Genomic DNA, 15,699 nt, shown 5'->3' on the forward strand with positions numbered 1-15,699 from the left:
CGATGAAGCCATTTGGCGCTGCATTGCTGGCGTGCGGGCTGTTGTTCGCGGTTGAGGCGATTGCGTCTTCAACGAATGTTTGTTCGGCGCCGGTGCGCGATGGCGAGGCGGCTCAGCGGGCGGTCGATGGGGCGTCGTACAACATTCGTTACGACAGCATCGATCACCCGGTCATCGGTCGCGAAGGCATGGTGGTCACGCAGAACGACCTGGCATCGGCCATCGGTGCTGAGGTGCTGCGTGATGGCGGCAATGCCGTGGACAGCGCCGTTGCCGTCGGCTTCGCGCTGGCGGTGACGTTGCCGCGAGCTGGCAATCTCGGCGGCAGCGGGTTCATGTTGCTGCATCTCGCGGAAGAGAAGCGCACGGTTGCGTTGGAGTACTACTCGCAGGCGCCGGCGAGTCTTCGTGTCGAGCAGCTGCGCAAGCCCGATGGCACGGTGGACGAAGAGAAACGTTACAGCCGCTTGGGCGCGGGCATTCCGGGAACGGTCGCGGGGATGTGGCATGTCCATCAGAAGTATGGAAAGTTGCCGTGGAAACGCCTGATGCAGCCGGCGATCGACCTGGCCGCGAAGGGCATCGTCATCAGCGAGGACTTCGCGTATGCGCTCGATGTGCGGCGTGATCGCCTGAGTCGAGATCCCGTCGCCGCGAAGGCCTTGTACAAGGCGAACGGCGAGGCGTATCTCGCGGGCGAACGTTTCGTACAGAAGGATCTGGCGTGGTCGCTGCGTGAGATCTCGAAGGGCGGGGCCGATGCGTTCTATCGCGGCAGTGTCGCGCGCAAGATCGTGGCGGACATGCAGGCGAATGGCGGGGCGATCACGATGGATGATCTCGCGCGCTATCAGCTTCGCGAGCAAGAGCCAATCTGGAGCGACTATCGCGGCCATCGAATGGCGCTGATGCCACCGCCGGCGTCCGGCGTACTGCTCGCGGAGTTGCTCAATATCGTCGAGAACTTCCCGATGAAGGAGCTGGGCTCGAACAGCGTGGCGAGTATTCATGTGATCGCCGAGGCATCGAAGCGCGTGTTCGCGGATCGCGGTGTGTACTTCGGCGGCTATCCGGACTATCAGGTGCCCGTCGCTGGGTTGGTCAGCAAGGCGTATGCGAAGTCACTGGCCCAGACCATCGACCTGGCGAAAGCAAGTGACGCCGCAACGTTGCAGCCCGGCGATCCGATGAAGTACGAGAGTCGGGACACGACGCACTACTCGATCATGGACAGCGCGGGTAACGCCGTCAGCAACACATATACCTTGGGCTCGTCCTTCGGCGCGCATGTGATGGTCGCTGGCACCGGCATTCTGCTCAACGATCACATCTATAACTTCGCCCTGCATGGCGGACCGGTGATTCCGCACAGCCTGGATACGAGCGTTGCGAACGTGCTGGCGCCTGGGAAGCGCTCCACGTCTGCCATTACTCCTGTGATTGTGTTCGAGGGCGACCGCCCGTATCTGGTGAGTGGGTCGCCTGACGGCGCGCGAATCATTCCGGCGATGGCGCAGTTGATCGTCAACGTGGTCGATCACGGGCTGAATGTCGCCGAAGCGACCGGCCGGCCGCGCGTGTTTCAGAACATGACGTCAGGGGAGCTGGAACTCGAGCCCGGACATCCGATCGATGTCATGCAGCTGTTGCAGGCCCGAGGTCACAAGGTGAAATCTGTGGGCAACATGGGCAGCACGCAGTCCGTGATGTGCACGAACGGCCGCTTCTTCGGTGGCGCGGACACGCGGCGGCCGGATGCGGCCGCGGTGGGGATCAACTAGCGTCGTTGGGCGCTTTCAACTCTCGCTCGAAGAATCTCAGCACCATCTCGTAATAATGCCGACCCTGCTGCGGCATCCTGACCAAGCCGTGCTTGCCGCCGGGATACGTCATCACATCGAATGGCTTGTTCAGCGACTGCAACGTCTGCATCAAGCGCGTGCTGTGCGTGAACAGCACATTGTCGTCCGCCATGCCGTGTACGAGCAGCAGTGAGCCGTGCAATGAGTCGGCATAGGGAAGGACGGCGCTCGCTTTATAGCCTTCCGCGTTGTTCTGTGGCGTGCCGAGGTAGCGCTCGGTGTAGTGTGTGTCATAGAGCGACCAATCCGTCACAGGTGCACCCGCGACGCCGGCGCGAAATGCTTTGGTTGTGGTCAAGGCCATGAGAGACATGTAGCCGCCATAGCTCCAGCCCATGATGCCGATGCGATCGCCCGCGACGAACGGCAACGACTTCAAATACTCCACACCGCGCAGCTGATCTTCGATCTCGGCTTTGCCGGTGCGGCCGGCGATGGCGGTTTCAAAGGCGTTGCCGCGGAAACCAGAGCCTCGATTGTCGAGTGTCAGTACGACGAATCCGTTCTGGGCGAGCACCTGGCGGAACAAGCCTTGAGTCGCGCGCGAGCCGCCCATCCAATCCTGGCGCACGTTTTGGAAATGTGGGCCACCGTACACGTCGATGATCGCGGGATAGCGTTTGCCGGCGACGAGGTTCGACGGTTTGATCAGTCGATAGTTGAGCTGCTGTCCATCGCTTGCCGGCACCGAGCCATATTTCTCGGCGACTTGATTGGAAACAAACGGGTGATAGGGATGCGTGGCGTCGAGCGCGTTGCGCAGCAGCCAGTGCTGGAGTGAGCCGTCGAGCTTGCGCAGGCTGGCGGACGGGGGCTGATCCGGCGACGAGTGCAAGTCGAGATAACCGCGACCGCCAGGCAGCAGCTTCGCATCGTGCCAGCCAGCTTCGCGAGACACACGCGTGATCTTGCTCGCAGCATCCTTCGTCAACGGTGCCGAGTACAACTGACGTTCGAGCGTCGAATCTTTCGAGCCGAGGAAGTAGACTCGACCCGCGGCTTCATCGACGCCCACCAAGCCGTTCTCGGAGCCGTCACCGACCACCATCCAGTCGCCGCTGGTCAACGGATGCAGCAGATTGCCGTCCAGGTCGTACAGGTACAAATGTTTGTAACCGGTGCGACGCGAGCTCCAGATGAACTGCGGCTTCGATTGCAGGAACTTGAAGTCGTCATTCAGCTCGACCCAATGCGGGCTCGTCTCGGTCAGCAGCACGCGCGATGCGCCGCTCGCGACATCGATCTTGAGCAGATCGAGTTTCTTTTGATCGCGCGGCTGACGCTGCACGGCCAGCGACTTCGAATCCGGAAACCATTTGACGCGCGCGAGATAACCGTCGCCGAGGCCGAGCTCGATATCGCTGATCTTCGCCGTCCCGAGATCGACGACTTTCAGCTCGACCTTGGTGTTGGCAGTGCCGGCGGCGGGATAGCGCTGACGAAACATCCGCGCGCCATCGGCGTTGATCTCGAAACGTTCCACTTCCTGCACCGGCGAATCGTCGATGCGCGTGAACGCGATACGCGAATCGTCGGGCGACCACCAGTAGCCGGTGCTGCGGCCCATCTCTTCTTGCGCGACGAACTCGGCCACGCCGTTTTGCACGAGGCCGGCGCCGTCGGTGGTGATGGCGCGCTCCTGGCGGGTGCGTAAGTCGATCACGAACAGGTTCTGGTCGCGAATGAAACTGACGTAGCGACTGCCGGGCGAGAGCTTCGCGTCGGTTTCGTACGAGGCGCTGTGGGTGAGGCGCGTGACCGGCTCGGCCTTGGCTTCCAGATCGTACAGATACAAATCGCCGCCCAATGGAATGAGCAGGCGCTTGCCGTCGCTGGAAAACTCATATTCGACGATGCCGCGCAGCGAGGCGGTGCGCTGGCGCTCGCGGCGGGCTTCCTCTTCGACCGACAGCTTTTCTTCGGCACCGACCAGCTTGCGTGAATCGACCAGCACGCGAGCCGAGCCGCCGCGGGTGTCGAAGGCCCACAGGTCCAGCTGATCCTTGTTGTCCGCCTTGCCCTGTAAGTAGGTCACGTAGCGGCCGTCGGGCGAGAATTTGGGCTCGCGCAGCCGCGGCCCGGACAGATCGGGATCCGCGAAAATGCGGGCGATGGTCAAGGGTTCGGCAAAGCTGGCTTCAGTGGACAAGGTGAGGCCCATCAGGCAGGTCGCAAGGATCGCGACTTTGGTCGTTGTATACCGCATGAGAGTTGCGCCGGAAATGGAATGACGACGTTACACTAAGCACGGCCCGGCATCCTACGTGAACGAGCGAGAGACTCATGCAAAGGAAGATTCTGCTGTTGTTGCCCGCGTTGCTGTTGCTCAGTTCCTGCGGCACCGAGCCGGCAAAGCCCGCGTCCGGCGGGGCCTCGTCCATGACGGCCAGTACCACGAGTGCCGACCCCTCGATGAAGTCAGCCGCGTTCCAATACCCCGCGACCCGTCGCGTCGACCAGGTCGACAACTACCACGGCACGAGCATCGCCGATCCGTATCGCTGGCTGGAGCAGGCCGACAGCGCCGATACCAAGCGCTGGATCCAGGCGCAGAACGCGCTGGCGCAGCCCTATCTCGAGTCCATCCCGGCGCGGGAGCGCATCAAGCAGCGCATGACGCAGCTATGGAACTACGAGCGCTACGACATCCCGGTGAAGCGCGGCAATCGTTACTTCTATCTGCGCAACGACGGTCTGCAGAATCAGAGCGTGCTCTACATCACCGAGCGGTTGAACGGCGAGCCGCGCGTGCTGCTCGATCCCAATCAGTTGAGCAAGGATGCGACGGTCGCGCTCAGCGAGTTCGTGCCGAGTCCGGACGGGCGGCTGGTCGCATACAGCCTGTCCGATGGCGGCACGGACTGGCGGACCTGGCACTTCCGCGATGTCGCGACCGGCAAGGATCTGCCGGATGTCCTGCGCTTCATCAAGTTCGTGCCGATCTCCTGGACGGGGGATTCCAAGGCGGTTTACTACGCGCGCTTCCCGTTGCAAGCGGGCGGCAAGGGCGATGACACCAAACAGCGCGAAGTGTACTGGCACAAGCTCGGTGCCGACGTTGCAGGCGACCAGCTGATCTTCAAAGTCACCGATCATCCGACCCGCAATCCGTACGTGCAGATCTCGGACGGCGGCAAATATGCGATTTTCTGGCTGTACGACGGCTCTCAGTCGACTGGTATCTACTACCGCAAGATCGCGCGCGACGGCACGCCGTCCGGCGAGACGGTGCGTCTGATCGACAGCTTCGACGCGAACTATCAGTTCATCGCCGAGATCGACGATGTCTTCTACATCCGGAGCAACAAGGATGCGCCGAACGCGCAAGTGATCGCGATGCCGGTCGGGGCGACGAAGCAAGCGTCACGCGTCGTCGTGCCTGAGTCCAAGTTCTCGGCGGACGAGGTGTCCATCGTCGGTCAGCGCATCATCGTGCAGTACTTGCAGGATGCTTACTCCTTGACCCGCGTGTTCGATCTCCACGGCAAGGCTCAGTACGACGTGAAATTGCCGGGGCTCGGCACCGCGCTCGGCTTCGACGGCGGCGTGCAGGACACCGAGACGTTCTTTGGCTACTCGGATTTCCTGACGCCGATGACCATCTCCCGGCTGGATCTGACCACGGGCGCGACGGAGATTTTCCGTGCGCCGAAGCTGGCCGCGGATGCGAGCCAGTTCGAGGTCAAGCAGGTGTTCTACAAGAGCAAGGACGGCACCCGGGTGCCGATGTTCATCGCGCACAAGAAAGGGCTGACGCTGAATGGACAGAACTTCGTGCAGCTCTATGGCTATGGCGGCTTCAATATCCCGCAGCAGCCGGCGTTCAGCGTGCCGGTGCTGGTGTGGCTGGAAATGGGCGGCGTCTATGCGGTGGCCAACTTGCGAGGCGGCTCCGAATACGGCGAGGCCTGGCATGCGGCGGGCACCAAGCTGCAGAAGCAGAACGTGTTCGACGATTTCATCGCCGCCGCTCAGTACCTGGTCGATGAGAAGTACACGGCGCCCGCGAAGATCGCGATTCGCGGTCGGAGCAACGGCGGCCTGCTGGTCGGTGCAGTACTGACGCAGCGTCCGGATTTAATTGGCGCGGCGCTGCCGGGGGTCGGGGTGCTCGACATGCTTCGCTATCAGACGCCCAGTTCGAATGCCCGTCAGTGGTCCAGCGATTACGGGCTCAGCGAGAACGAAGCGGAGTTTCGTGCGCAATTGGCGTACTCGCCGCTGCATAACGTCCACAAGGTCTGCTACCCGCCGACGCTCGTGACCACCGCGGATCGCGACGATCGCGTCGTGCCCTGGCACAGCTATAAGTTCGCAGCGACGCTCCAGGCGGCGCAGGCCTGCCCCAACCCGGTGATGCTCCGGGTGGAGACCCGTGCCGGCCACGGCGCCGGTAAGCCGGTCTGGATGCAGATCGAGGATTACGCGGACCAGTGGGCGTTCCTGGTCAAGTCGCTTCATATGGAACCGGGAAGGCCTGCTGTCGCCGCAGCGGGTCTTTGATGTCGGTTTGGGCCGGCTAGGGCCTAGTCGTCGTCCCGATCCCGCTCGTGTTTCGGGCCATCCTCGGTTTCGACGATCTCGCCGGGGATGGCGTGTTTTTCGGCGGCCCAGGCGCCCAGGTCGATGAGCTTGCAGCGCTCGCTGCAGAAGGGGCGCCAGCGGGAGGCTTCCGTCCATTCCACCGAACGCTCGCAGGTCGGGCAACGAACCACGGTCATGACAGGCTCTTCTCTCGCCAACCCAATCTCGCCGCTAGAGCGAAGATAACCAATTGAGTTGGTCTTACGATCATCTCGGACATCGGGCTCAGGGTAGTCGACGCGCCCGGCTGGGGCCCTGGCGCCTCAAGTGCAGACGGTCAGCTGGAACTGCACATCCTCTGTGGTCTGAACTGGCCGTGAATTCACATCGTTCCAAGACAGGAAGCGGATGCTGCAGCGGTGGTGGCTGCCGCTGATCTCCGGAAACAGCTGGGTATTCGCCGGCAGGGCCAGGCGCAGCAGCTGGCAGGGATTTTCACGATCGAACGCGATCTGGAAGGTGCCGCCGGTGGCGACTTCGGGCTTGGGCCGGGCGGCCTCGCGCGTCAGCCACAACAGCTCGGTGACGGCGTCGCACAGCGGCCGGATGGTGGCCATCCAGTCGCCAAACTGCTTGGAGCGGACCGCAAACGGCTGGTCCAGCCAATGGCGGTAGTCGGGCAGATCGAACTCGCAGGTGCCGCCGGGGATGGTGCTGCGATGCTTGATCGAGTTCAGGAATTCCGAATCGCGCAGCCGCTGCATGAACAGCGCGCCCACCGAGTTGAGCTCGGTCCGCAGCCGGGTCAGGTTGCCCAGCACCGCTTTGAGGCGCGAGTTGTCGACCCCGGCGCGGCTGGCGTAGTCGTGCATCACCGTCATCTGCCGCTCGAGATCCTTGAGCACTTCGCTGCGGATATCGCCGCGCGCGGTAATTGCCAGGATTTCCAGCAGCGCGCTCATGGCCGCGCGGGTCGACCACTGATCCTCGCGCTCTTCATGGAACAGGGCTTGCTGATAAAGAAAGTCCAGTCGCAGAAAAGTACGCATCCGCTCATTGAGCGGTTGCTCATAGACGGGGCCGGGCGAGGCGGCGCGTGGGCTGTCGGACGAGGTCATCCTGTGGATTGTGAAGCACTGGCCGGCAGTTGAAAAACCCTTTTTGATTCGAGCCGGCGCGGCCGGCGGATGCGGGTCATTAAATCGTCGTCACCCGGCGACGCGGAACACACGTCGTTGTTGGAAGCATTTACGTATTCTGCTTCCATATTGCGCCCGCTATTTTTCCCGGCGCCGACTCGTCCGGGACGGGCACGCTTTTGTTCACGGAGTTTTATTGATGCGACGATTGTTGTTCGCGGCCACGGTATTGGCCGCTGCGGTACCGGCCCACGCGCAGTGGACCGGCAAGGGTGAGGCGGGAATGGTGATCGCCAGCGGTAACACCGAAACCGAGACCGCCAACGCCAAGCTAAACATGAAGTACGAAACCGAGCAGTGGAAGAACATCCTTGGCGGCGCTGCGCTGTATGCGTCCGACACGGACGGCAAGACCGCCAACCGCTGGGAGACCTTCGGCGAGCTGGGCTGGAAATTCACCGAGCGCAACTTCCTGTTCGGCGCCGGGCGCTACGAGGAGGACGAGTTCAGCGGCTTCGACTACCAGGCCACCCTGTCGGGCGGCGTGGGCCGCCGCTTCCTCGACAACCCCACCACGACCATGGTCGGTACCGTCGGTGCCGGTTACAAATTTCTCGAGACGCGCGACTCCTTCGACCCGGAGACCGGTGCGTTGATCGAAGCAGGTGACAGCAGCAGCGAAGTGGTGTTCCGAGGCACGCTCGACTTCGAGCACAAGTTCACGGCCACGACCTCGCTGGTCGACAAGTTCATCACCGAATCGGGCGCGAACAATACGTTCATACAGAACGATATTTCGCTGCAGGTGAAGATGACGGACGTGCTGGCGCTGGCGGTGGGCTACGGGGTCCGCCACAACACCAACCCGCCGGCGGAGTTCAAGAAGACCGATACGTTGACGACGATCAACCTGGTCTACGAGATCAAGTGAGGCGAGGCGGGCGGTGCTCATTGCGAGGACCGCCCGTTCAAACTACTTGGCGGCCTGGTCGACCAGCTCGCGCGTGATGCGGAGCATGTCCGGGAAGTCTTTGCCCATCGCTCGGTATTTGCCGGCGACCGTCAGGGTCGGGATGCCGTTGACCTTGTAGTCGCGTGACAGCTGTTCGGCGCGCATCGCTTTCTGGGTGATTTCCGCCGAGTTGAACAGGTTGCGGAATTTGTTTGCATCGACGCCGTTCTGCGCGGCCCAGGCGGCCAGGGCATCCACATCGAACAGTGGCTGCTGTTTGGCATGGATGGAGTCGAACAGCTGCGCATCCAGTCGCTCCAGGTCACCCGTGGCCTCGAGCGTGTAATACGCGCGGACCAGCTGACCCCACTCACGCCGGCCGAGCGAGACCGGCACTTTGACCAGCACTGCATTGGCCGGCAGCTGCGTCTTCTTCCATTCCGCCAGCAGCGGGCTCATGTGATAGCAGTGCGGGCAACCGTACGAGAAGAACTCGATGACCTCGACCTTGCCGGTGGTGGTCTGTGCCTGCGGCGGGTTGATCAAGGAGTAATCCGTGCCCTGCGTCGGCGCTGCGTGCGCCGACGTGAGGGACAACGGAGCCGCGACAGACAGGAACAGCGCGAACAGGAGCCGAGCTGCGGTCACGATGGGGCTCTCCGATGTTTACAGCGGAAATCGATTATTGAGCAGGCTGCGCGGCGCCCGGCGGTTCGATGCCGAGCAGCTCCACGTCGAAGATCAGCGTGGCGCCGGGGCCGATGGTCGGCGGAGCGCCGCGATCGCCGTACGCGATGGCAGCCGGGCACACCAGTTTGCTCTTGCCGCCCACCTTCATCTGTTGCACGCCTTCGGTCCAGCACGGGATCACGCCGTTCAACGGGAACGTCGCCGGTTCGCCACGCTGCACCGAGCTGTCGAACACGGTGCCGTTCGGCAGCGTGCCGTGATAGTGCACCTTGACCGTGTCGGTGGCCTTCGGCGCCGGGCCGGTGCCTTCTTTGACGGTCGTGATGATCAGACCGGACTCGAGGCGCTTCGCGCCCGGCTCGGCGGCGGCCTTGTCGAGCGCCTGTTTGGCGACGGCGGCAACGCGCTCGTTCTGCAGCTCACGCAGACGCGGGATGTACTGCTGAACTTCGACCTGCGACGGCTTGCCCAGCGCGCCATCGGTGAAGCCCTGTTTGACCTTCTCCAGTTCCGCCGGCGTGAAGTTGAAGGAGGCGATGTTCTGAGAGACGGCGACGCCCAGCGCATAGAAAGCTTTGTCGTCCTCGCTGCCGGTCACGGGCGAAGAGGCCGCTGCCGTCGGTGCCGCGGCATGACCCGCCGGCTCCTTGGTGAAGAACTTGACCGCTCCCACGAACACCAGGAATCCGACCAACGCTATGACAAACGCCTTCATTGGGGTCCTTACCGGGCAGAAAAAAGGGCGGCCAGCATACAGCATTGGCCGCCCTTTTCATGTGTTCACCCGCGTCTGCTGGAACAGACTCCGGGCCCGATTCAGTTGGCGGCGCCCTCGGTTCCGCCGGTCAGGCCCCGGGCTTCCAGCAGCGGTCCGATGTCCGGTGCCGTGCCGTAGAAATCCCGGAAGATGGTCAGCGCATCCGCACTGAAGCCCTTGGACAAGACCTTCGAGCGCAACAGGTCGCCGTTCTCCCGCTTCAGGCCGCCGTGGGTCTTGAACCAATGCTGGGTGTCCTGTGCCAGCACCTCGCTCCAGATGTACGCGTAGTACCCGGCGGAATAGCCGATCGGGCTGGAGAAGATGTGCAGGAAGTAGGTCGACCGATAGCGCGGCGGCACCGGCGCGAAGTCCACATGCGCCGACTTCAATGCGTTCGCCTCGAAGGCGGCGATATCGCCCGCCGCGGGCGTTTTGCCGGGCGCCAGCTGGTGATAGTGCTGATCGAGGATGGACGCGGCCAGGTATTCCGTGGTCGCGAAGCCCTGGTTGAACTTCTGCGCTGCCAGCACTTTGTCCATCAATTCCTTCGGCATGGCCGCGCCGGTCTGATGATGCTTCGCGTAGTTCGCCAGCACGCGCGGCTCGGTGGCCCACATTTCGTTGTACTGAGACGGGTACTCGACGAAGTCGCGCGGCACGTTGGTCCCGGAGAACTGCGGGTACTGCACGCTCGAGAACAAGCCGTGGATGGCGTGGCCGAACTCATGGAACGCCGTGGTGACTTCGTCCCAGGTCAGCAGCGTCGGCTGACCGGCCGGCGGTTTGGGAATGTTCAACGTATTGGTGACGACCGGCTTGTTGCCGAACAGTCGGGATTGTTCGACGAAGCTGTTCATCCATGCACCGCCGCGCTTGTTGCTGCGAGCGTAGGGATCGAACAGGAACATGCCGAGCGCCGAACCGTCGCGATCGATCACCTCGAACACGCGCACGTCTTCCTGGTAGACCGGCAGATCCTTGCGCTCCTTGAATTTCAAGCCATACAGCTCCTGCGCGGCGAACAGCACGCCGTCGACGAGCACGCGATTCAGCTCGAAGTACGGCCGCACCTGCGCTTCGTCATAGGCGTACTTCTTGGCGCGCACCTGTTCGGCGTAGAAGTCCCAATCCCACGCTTGCAGCTGGAAGCTCGGCGTGCCATTGGCCTTGGCCTGCGCATCGATGAGCTGTTGCATGTCGGCCGCTTCACGGCGGGCATTGGCCACGGCGGCGGGCGCCAGCTGGTTCAACATGCTGTTCACAGCATCGGCGGTCAGCGCCGTTTCGTCTTCGAGCACATACGCTGCGTGATTTGGATAGCCCATCAGCTTGGCGCGGTCGGCGCGCAGTTTGACGATGTCGGCGATCAGCTTGGTCGTGTCGAATTCGCCGCTCCAGCCGCGATTGATCGACGCCTCGTACAAGCGTTGACGCACGGCTCGATTCTTCAGATCGGCGAGCGGCGGTTGACCGGTCGTGTTCAGCAGCGTCAGCACGTACTTGCCTTCCTTGCCGCGCGTCTTGGCCGCTTCGGCAGCGGTGGCGATCTGCGCGTCGCTCAGGCCGTCGAGCTCGGCCTTGGAGTCGACCACGATGGCGGCGGCGTTGTCGCCCTTGAGCACGAGCTGCCGGAATTCCGTGGTCCTGGACGAAATCTTTTCATTGAGCGCGCGCAATTCTTTCTTCTGCGCTTCCGTCAGATTCGCGCCGGCGCGCACGAAGTTGGTGTGGTAGCGCTCGAGCAAGCGCAGCGACTCGGGATCGAGGTTCAGCGACTGACGCTGGTCGTAGAGCTGCTTCACGCGCGCGAACAGAGCGGCGTCCAGATAGATGCCGTCCGAGTGCGCGGACAGCTTCGGCGCCATTTCGGTCTGCGCCTTTTCGATGTCCGGATTGGTGTTCGAGGAGCTCAGCGCGAAGAAAATCGTCGTCGCCCGGTTCAGCAACTGACCCGAGCGCTCCAGCGCCACGATGGTGTTCTCAAACGTGGGCGCGGCCTTGTTATTGACGATATCCGCGACTTCTTTGCGCTGCTCGGCCATGCCGGCTTCCATCGCCGGCACATAGTGCTCGTTCTTGATCTTATCGAGCGGCGGCCATTTGAATGGCAGCGTGCTTTCGCGGGCAAATGGATTGTCGGGCGACAGGGCAGTAGCGGCGATCGCGTTCATGGTCATCATTCCAAGCGCTGCGGTTAACAGCGCGGCGGGGAGCTTGTTGGCTGGCATGGTGTGCTTCGGTGTCCGGCGAAGACAGCCAGGGTTACAAATGCGCGCCCGTTCATCAAGCACGATGCGACGAGCAGGCGTCATGAACGAGCTGGAAGCTCACGGTCCGCACCGGCACTCAATGTATACAAGCAAATTTCGCTATTTCAACGGGAGCCGATGCCCGGCGTCGCGCGCCATTCCGACGGCGTCTTGCCTTGCTCGGCGTGATGCCGGCGTCGGGTCAGCTCGCGTGAGGACAGGTCGTCGCGGAGCATTTCCTCGATCAGCTCCGTCACGCCGGGCCCATGCCTCGACTTCGTGACGATGTCTGCTTTCTCTTGCACGGCCGGCAATGCATTCGCCACCGCCACGGCGCATTCGCAGATACCGAGAAACGCGTGATCGTTTTCCGCATCACCGACGCCGACCGCGTTGTGCTCGGACAGGTTCAACTCTTTGAGCGCGGCCTGCAGGCCGGTCGCTTTATTCACGCCCGAGGGCAGGATCATCACGGCGCCTTTGTTGAATATCACCTGCAGCTCGAGTCCGAGATCGCGGATGACTTCGAGCGCTATCTTTTCATAAGGCTCTCGAGTGGCGACGATGGTTTTGCCCACGCTCAGCGGTGTGACGTTGCGTCTCTCCAGCGCCGCGACGAATTGCGGGGGCGGCGGCTCGCACAGAGGCTTCTGGCCTTGCGTCGCGGGGTTGTAGAGCAAAGCGCCGTTCTCGGCGACGACGAGGTCGAACAAATCCAGCCGAGGGAAAGCCGAGATGAGCTCGTTGAGCTCACGGCCGGTGACCATGATGAGCTTGCGGCCGGAGTCGCGCAGTCGAGCCAGAGCGTCGATGGTGAGCTCGTCGACCACGCCGTGGTGGGCGAGGGTGCCGTCGTAATCGGTGCACAGCACTTGGTATCGCATGTAACAGGCTCGCCGTGGGAAAACGCAACGGCGGAACGCGGCGGGGGAATTTGCAGTTCCGGCGCCGTGCGTGGCAGGCTCCGCTTTTGGTTTTCCGGCCGGAGATTCTCATGAACCGACGTCAGGCTTTGCTTGGGCTCGTTGCCCTGCCCGCGGTGGCGCAGATTGCGGTGGCGGCCGCGACGCCCACCGTGATCGTGAACAAAACGCCGACTTGCGGCTGCTGCGGCGCCTGGGTCAAGCATCTGCAGGCGGCGGGCTTCGCCGTTCAAGTGCACGACCTGGAGAATCTGGCGCCCATCAAGGAGCGTCTCGGCGTGCCGTTCGGCATGGGCTCCTGCCATACCGCCGAAGTCGGCGGTTATTTCATCGAGGGTCACGTGCCGGCGGCAGACGTGAAACGACTGCTGAGCGAGAAGCCGGCGGGCAAGGGGCTGACGGTGCCGGGCATGCCGGCCGGATCGCCGGGCATGGAAGTGCCGGACGGCCGCGTCGATCGCTACGACGTGTTGCTGGTCGACAAGGACGGCAAGACGTCCGTGTTCGCAACGCATGGCCAGCAGAATTCGGGCGACAAGAAATAACCCATGAAATTCTATTCGTGGAACGTGAACGGCATCCGGGCCGTGGTGAAGAAGGGAACGTTTCAGGCGTTCGTCAAGGAGCACAAGCCCGACGTGCTGTGCCTGCAGGAAACCAAGGCCGAGCAGGGCCAGGCCGAGATCGATCTGGCCGGCTATCACGAGTACTGGAATTCGGCGCTCAAGAAGGGTTATTCGGGCACCGCGATCTTTTCCAAGCGCGAGCCGCTGAATGTGATCAACGGCTTCCCGAAAGAGTTCGCCAGGAAATTTTCGTTCGCCGATGAGTTGAAGCGCGACAGCTCCGATGAAGGCCGCGTCATCACCGCGGAGTTCGACAAGTTCTTCGTCGTCACGGTGTACACGCCGAACGCCAAGGATGATCTGAGCCGACTGCCGCTGCGACACAAACATTGGGATCCGGCGTTCCTCGCCTACTGCAAACAATTGGAAAAGAAAAAGCCGGTGCTGTTCAGCGGCGATCTGAACGTCGCGCACACCGAGCTCGATCTGGCGAACCCGAAACCGAATCGCGGCAAGAAAGGGTTCACCGAAGAGGAACGCGAAGGGTTTCAGAACTTCCTCGACGCCGGCTTCGTCGATACCTTCCGCCTGTTCACGCAAGGCAACGGCCACTACTCGTGGTGGAGCAATTTCTCCAATGCCCGCGCGCGCAACGTGGGATGGAGAATCGATTACTGGCTGGTATCGGAGCAACTGCGCAAACAAGTGAAGAAGGCTGAGATCCACGCGGATGTGATGGGCAGCGATCATTGTCCGGTCAGTGTCACGGTCAACATGGACTAAGCGCCTGTTGTGTCGATCGAGAGCGGCCAAGGCCCTCTCGATCTCGTAAAACGGCCGCGCTTCAGCGGCCGTTCAGACATTCCCTGTCGGCCGATCGCGACGGCCGCGCACGTCTGTTTCACTGCCTTACAGTTTCTTACAAGCGTCGCTTGCAGAATCCCCGCTGAAGTTTTTCGCAGCGGAGAGATGCCAGCCATGACGCGCGCACCGACTCATCATCCCTTGGATGATCACGACCGCGGCCTCCTGCACGATCTGGAACAGCTCGCGGCTCTGAAACAAAGACGGCGCGTGCTCGGCATGATGTTGTCCGGCAGCGCGCTGCTGATGGCGGGCTGCGGCGGCGACGATACGACTGCGTCGAGCGCGGGCGATAGTTCGGCCGGCGGCACAACGACTGGGGGCACGACGACCGGCACCGGCACTACGAGCGGTAGTTGTACAGCCGTCGCGGAAGAAACCGAAGGCCCTTATCCCTCCGACGGCTCGAACACGGTCAATGGGGCCGTATCGAACGTGTTGAGCGAGAGCGGTGTCGTTCGCAGCGACATTCGTAACAGCTTCGGCGGCTCCAGCGGCGTGGCGGAGGGCGTGCCGTTGACGCTGACCCTCACGCTGCTCAATTCAAACAACTTGTGCCAGGCGTTGTCGGGCTACGCGATCTATCTCTGGCATTGCACGCGCGATGGCAACTATTCGCTGTATTCCAGCAGTGTGCGCGACGAGAACTTCCTGCGCGGCGTGCAGGTCGCCGACGCCAACGGGCAGGTGACGTTCACGACCATCTTCCCGGGCTGCTACTCCGGACGGTATCCGCACATCCATTTCGAGATTTATTCCAGCCTGTCCATGGCCACGCTGTACACGAACAAGATTTTGACCTCGCAGATCGCGCTGCCGAGGGATGTTTGCAGTACCGTGTATAGTGGCGCGAGCGGCTACAGCGCCAGCGTTACGAATCTGTCGCGCGTGACTATTACCAGCGATGGCATTTTTGGCGACAACACGGCTGCGCAGATGGCGGCCATGACAGCGGCGTTATCGGGAAGCGTGGCGGACGGTTACACCGGCACGCTGACGGTCGGGGTGCCAGCCTGAAAGAAGGCTGGCAATTACCGCCAGCCGTCCAATGTATGCGTGGGAGCATGAAGAGGGCGAACCACCGCTGCCCAGGCGGGATGCCTGACGCAGTGGGCGCACGGACGTGCAGGAGCTGCCGGCCTTTCAAGCCGGCAGCTTCGTTTATCGGGA

At 62.4% G+C, this 15,699-nt stretch carries 13 protein-coding genes; 6 read left to right on the forward strand and 7 right to left on the reverse strand.

The genetic code is table 11. The features are described 5' to 3' along the window. Window positions 1-2: 2 nt before the first annotated feature. A complete protein-coding gene (gene ggt, locus EKO19_RS12450; protein ID WP_217705290.1) occupies window positions 3-1,781 on the forward strand; it encodes a gamma-glutamyltransferase in 1,779 nt (592 codons plus the stop codon). Here ggt and EKO19_RS12455 read toward each other — a convergent pair. Beyond that, window positions 1,774-4,068, reverse strand: coding sequence for a S9 family peptidase (locus EKO19_RS12455; protein WP_217705291.1), 2,295 nt, complete (start codon window positions 4,066-4,068; stop codon window positions 1,774-1,776). The two genes, ggt and EKO19_RS12455, sit on opposite strands and share 8 nt — an antisense overlap. 77 nt (window positions 4,069-4,145) lie before the next feature. On the opposite strand from EKO19_RS12455, the gene EKO19_RS12460 reads away from it, so the two are divergent. After that, window positions 4,146-6,365, forward strand: a complete 2,220-nt coding sequence (locus tag EKO19_RS12460; protein WP_217705292.1) for a prolyl oligopeptidase family serine peptidase — start codon at window positions 4,146-4,148, stop codon at window positions 6,363-6,365. 23 nt (window positions 6,366-6,388) lie between these two features. Here the strand turns inward: EKO19_RS12460 and yacG are convergent, their stop codons facing one another. Further along, on the reverse strand, window positions 6,389-6,583 hold the full coding sequence (yacG, locus tag EKO19_RS12465; RefSeq protein ID WP_129776728.1) for a DNA gyrase inhibitor YacG: 195 nt from the start codon (window positions 6,581-6,583) through the stop codon (window positions 6,389-6,391). 126 nt (window positions 6,584-6,709) lie between these two features. Then, complete coding sequence (zapD, locus tag EKO19_RS12470) at window positions 6,710-7,504, reverse strand: cell division protein ZapD (RefSeq protein ID WP_129776729.1); 795 nt, start codon at window positions 7,502-7,504, stop codon at window positions 6,710-6,712. Window positions 7,505-7,724: 220 nt separating this feature from the next. Here zapD and EKO19_RS12475 point away from each other — a divergent pair, with 220 nt between their 5' ends. Beyond that, window positions 7,725-8,456 carry a DUF481 domain-containing protein gene (locus tag EKO19_RS12475; RefSeq protein WP_129776730.1) on the forward strand — a complete coding sequence of 244 codons (732 nt, stop codon included), beginning with the start codon at window positions 7,725-7,727 and terminating at the stop codon, window positions 8,454-8,456. 42 nt (window positions 8,457-8,498) lie between these two features. Here EKO19_RS12475 and EKO19_RS12480 read toward each other — a convergent pair whose 3' ends face one another. The 4 genes from EKO19_RS12480 to EKO19_RS12495 all read right to left on the reverse strand — a co-directional run bounded on the left by EKO19_RS12480 (window position 8,499) and on the right by EKO19_RS12495 (window position 13,060). After that, window positions 8,499-9,125, reverse strand: coding sequence for a thiol:disulfide interchange protein DsbA/DsbL (locus EKO19_RS12480; RefSeq protein WP_157995232.1), 627 nt, complete (start codon window positions 9,123-9,125; stop codon window positions 8,499-8,501). Between the two features lie 34 nt (window positions 9,126-9,159). Beyond that, complete coding sequence (locus EKO19_RS12485) at window positions 9,160-9,882, reverse strand: FKBP-type peptidyl-prolyl cis-trans isomerase (protein ID WP_129776732.1); 723 nt, start codon at window positions 9,880-9,882, stop codon at window positions 9,160-9,162. A gap of 101 nt (window positions 9,883-9,983) precedes the next feature. After that, the gene (locus EKO19_RS12490) at window positions 9,984-12,107 is read right to left on the reverse strand and encodes a M3 family metallopeptidase (RefSeq protein ID WP_129777384.1); all 2,124 of its coding nucleotides are present in this window, start codon (window positions 12,105-12,107) and stop codon (window positions 9,984-9,986) included. A gap of 194 nt (window positions 12,108-12,301) precedes the next feature. Next, window positions 12,302-13,060 (reverse strand): HAD family hydrolase, encoded by a 759-nt coding sequence (locus EKO19_RS12495; protein WP_129776733.1) that lies wholly within the window; start codon window positions 13,058-13,060, stop codon window positions 12,302-12,304. A gap of 110 nt (window positions 13,061-13,170) precedes the next feature. Here EKO19_RS12495 and EKO19_RS12500 point away from each other — a divergent pair, with 110 nt between their 5' ends. From EKO19_RS12500 to EKO19_RS12510, 3 genes are all read left to right on the forward strand, one after another. Beyond that, window positions 13,171-13,644, forward strand: a complete 474-nt coding sequence (locus EKO19_RS12500) for a DUF411 domain-containing protein (RefSeq protein WP_175597038.1) — start codon at window positions 13,171-13,173, stop codon at window positions 13,642-13,644. Window positions 13,645-13,647: 3 nt separating this feature from the next. Continuing rightward, the gene (locus EKO19_RS12505; protein ID WP_129776734.1) at window positions 13,648-14,448 is read left to right on the forward strand and encodes an exodeoxyribonuclease III; all 801 of its coding nucleotides are present in this window, start codon (window positions 13,648-13,650) and stop codon (window positions 14,446-14,448) included. Between the two features lie 195 nt (window positions 14,449-14,643). Beyond that, window positions 14,644-15,546, forward strand: a complete 903-nt coding sequence (locus EKO19_RS12510) for a dioxygenase family protein (protein WP_129776735.1) — start codon at window positions 14,644-14,646, stop codon at window positions 15,544-15,546. The last annotated feature ends 153 nt before the right edge of the window (window positions 15,547-15,699 follow it).

The sequence above is a fragment of the Peristeroidobacter soli genome (assembly GCF_004138485.1).
Classification (GTDB): Bacteria; Pseudomonadota; Gammaproteobacteria; order Steroidobacterales; family Steroidobacteraceae; genus Steroidobacter; species Steroidobacter soli.

Coding starts and splice junctions, on each gene's coding strand:
- ggt (WP_217705290.1), top strand. CDS start 3: ATGAAGCCATTTGGCGCTGCATTGCTGGCGTGCGGGCTGTTGTTCGCG.
- EKO19_RS12455 (WP_217705291.1), bottom strand. CDS start 4,068: ATGCGGTATACAACGACCAAAGTCGCGATCCTTGCGACCTGCCTGATG.
- EKO19_RS12460 (WP_217705292.1), top strand. CDS start 4,146: ATGCAAAGGAAGATTCTGCTGTTGTTGCCCGCGTTGCTGTTGCTCAGT.
- yacG (WP_129776728.1), bottom strand. CDS start 6,583: ATGACCGTGGTTCGTTGCCCGACCTGCGAGCGTTCGGTGGAATGGACG.
- zapD (WP_129776729.1), bottom strand. CDS start 7,504: ATGACCTCGTCCGACAGCCCACGCGCCGCCTCGCCCGGCCCCGTCTAT.
- EKO19_RS12475 (WP_129776730.1), top strand. CDS start 7,725: ATGCGACGATTGTTGTTCGCGGCCACGGTATTGGCCGCTGCGGTACCG.
- EKO19_RS12485 (WP_129776732.1), bottom strand. CDS start 9,882: ATGAAGGCGTTTGTCATAGCGTTGGTCGGATTCCTGGTGTTCGTGGGA.
- EKO19_RS12490 (WP_129777384.1), bottom strand. CDS start 12,107: ATGATGACCATGAACGCGATCGCCGCTACTGCCCTGTCGCCCGACAAT.
- EKO19_RS12495 (WP_129776733.1), bottom strand. CDS start 13,060: ATGCGATACCAAGTGCTGTGCACCGATTACGACGGCACCCTCGCCCAC.
- EKO19_RS12500 (WP_175597038.1), top strand. CDS start 13,171: ATGAACCGACGTCAGGCTTTGCTTGGGCTCGTTGCCCTGCCCGCGGTG.
- EKO19_RS12505 (WP_129776734.1), top strand. CDS start 13,648: ATGAAATTCTATTCGTGGAACGTGAACGGCATCCGGGCCGTGGTGAAG.
- EKO19_RS12510 (WP_129776735.1), top strand. CDS start 14,644: ATGACGCGCGCACCGACTCATCATCCCTTGGATGATCACGACCGCGGC.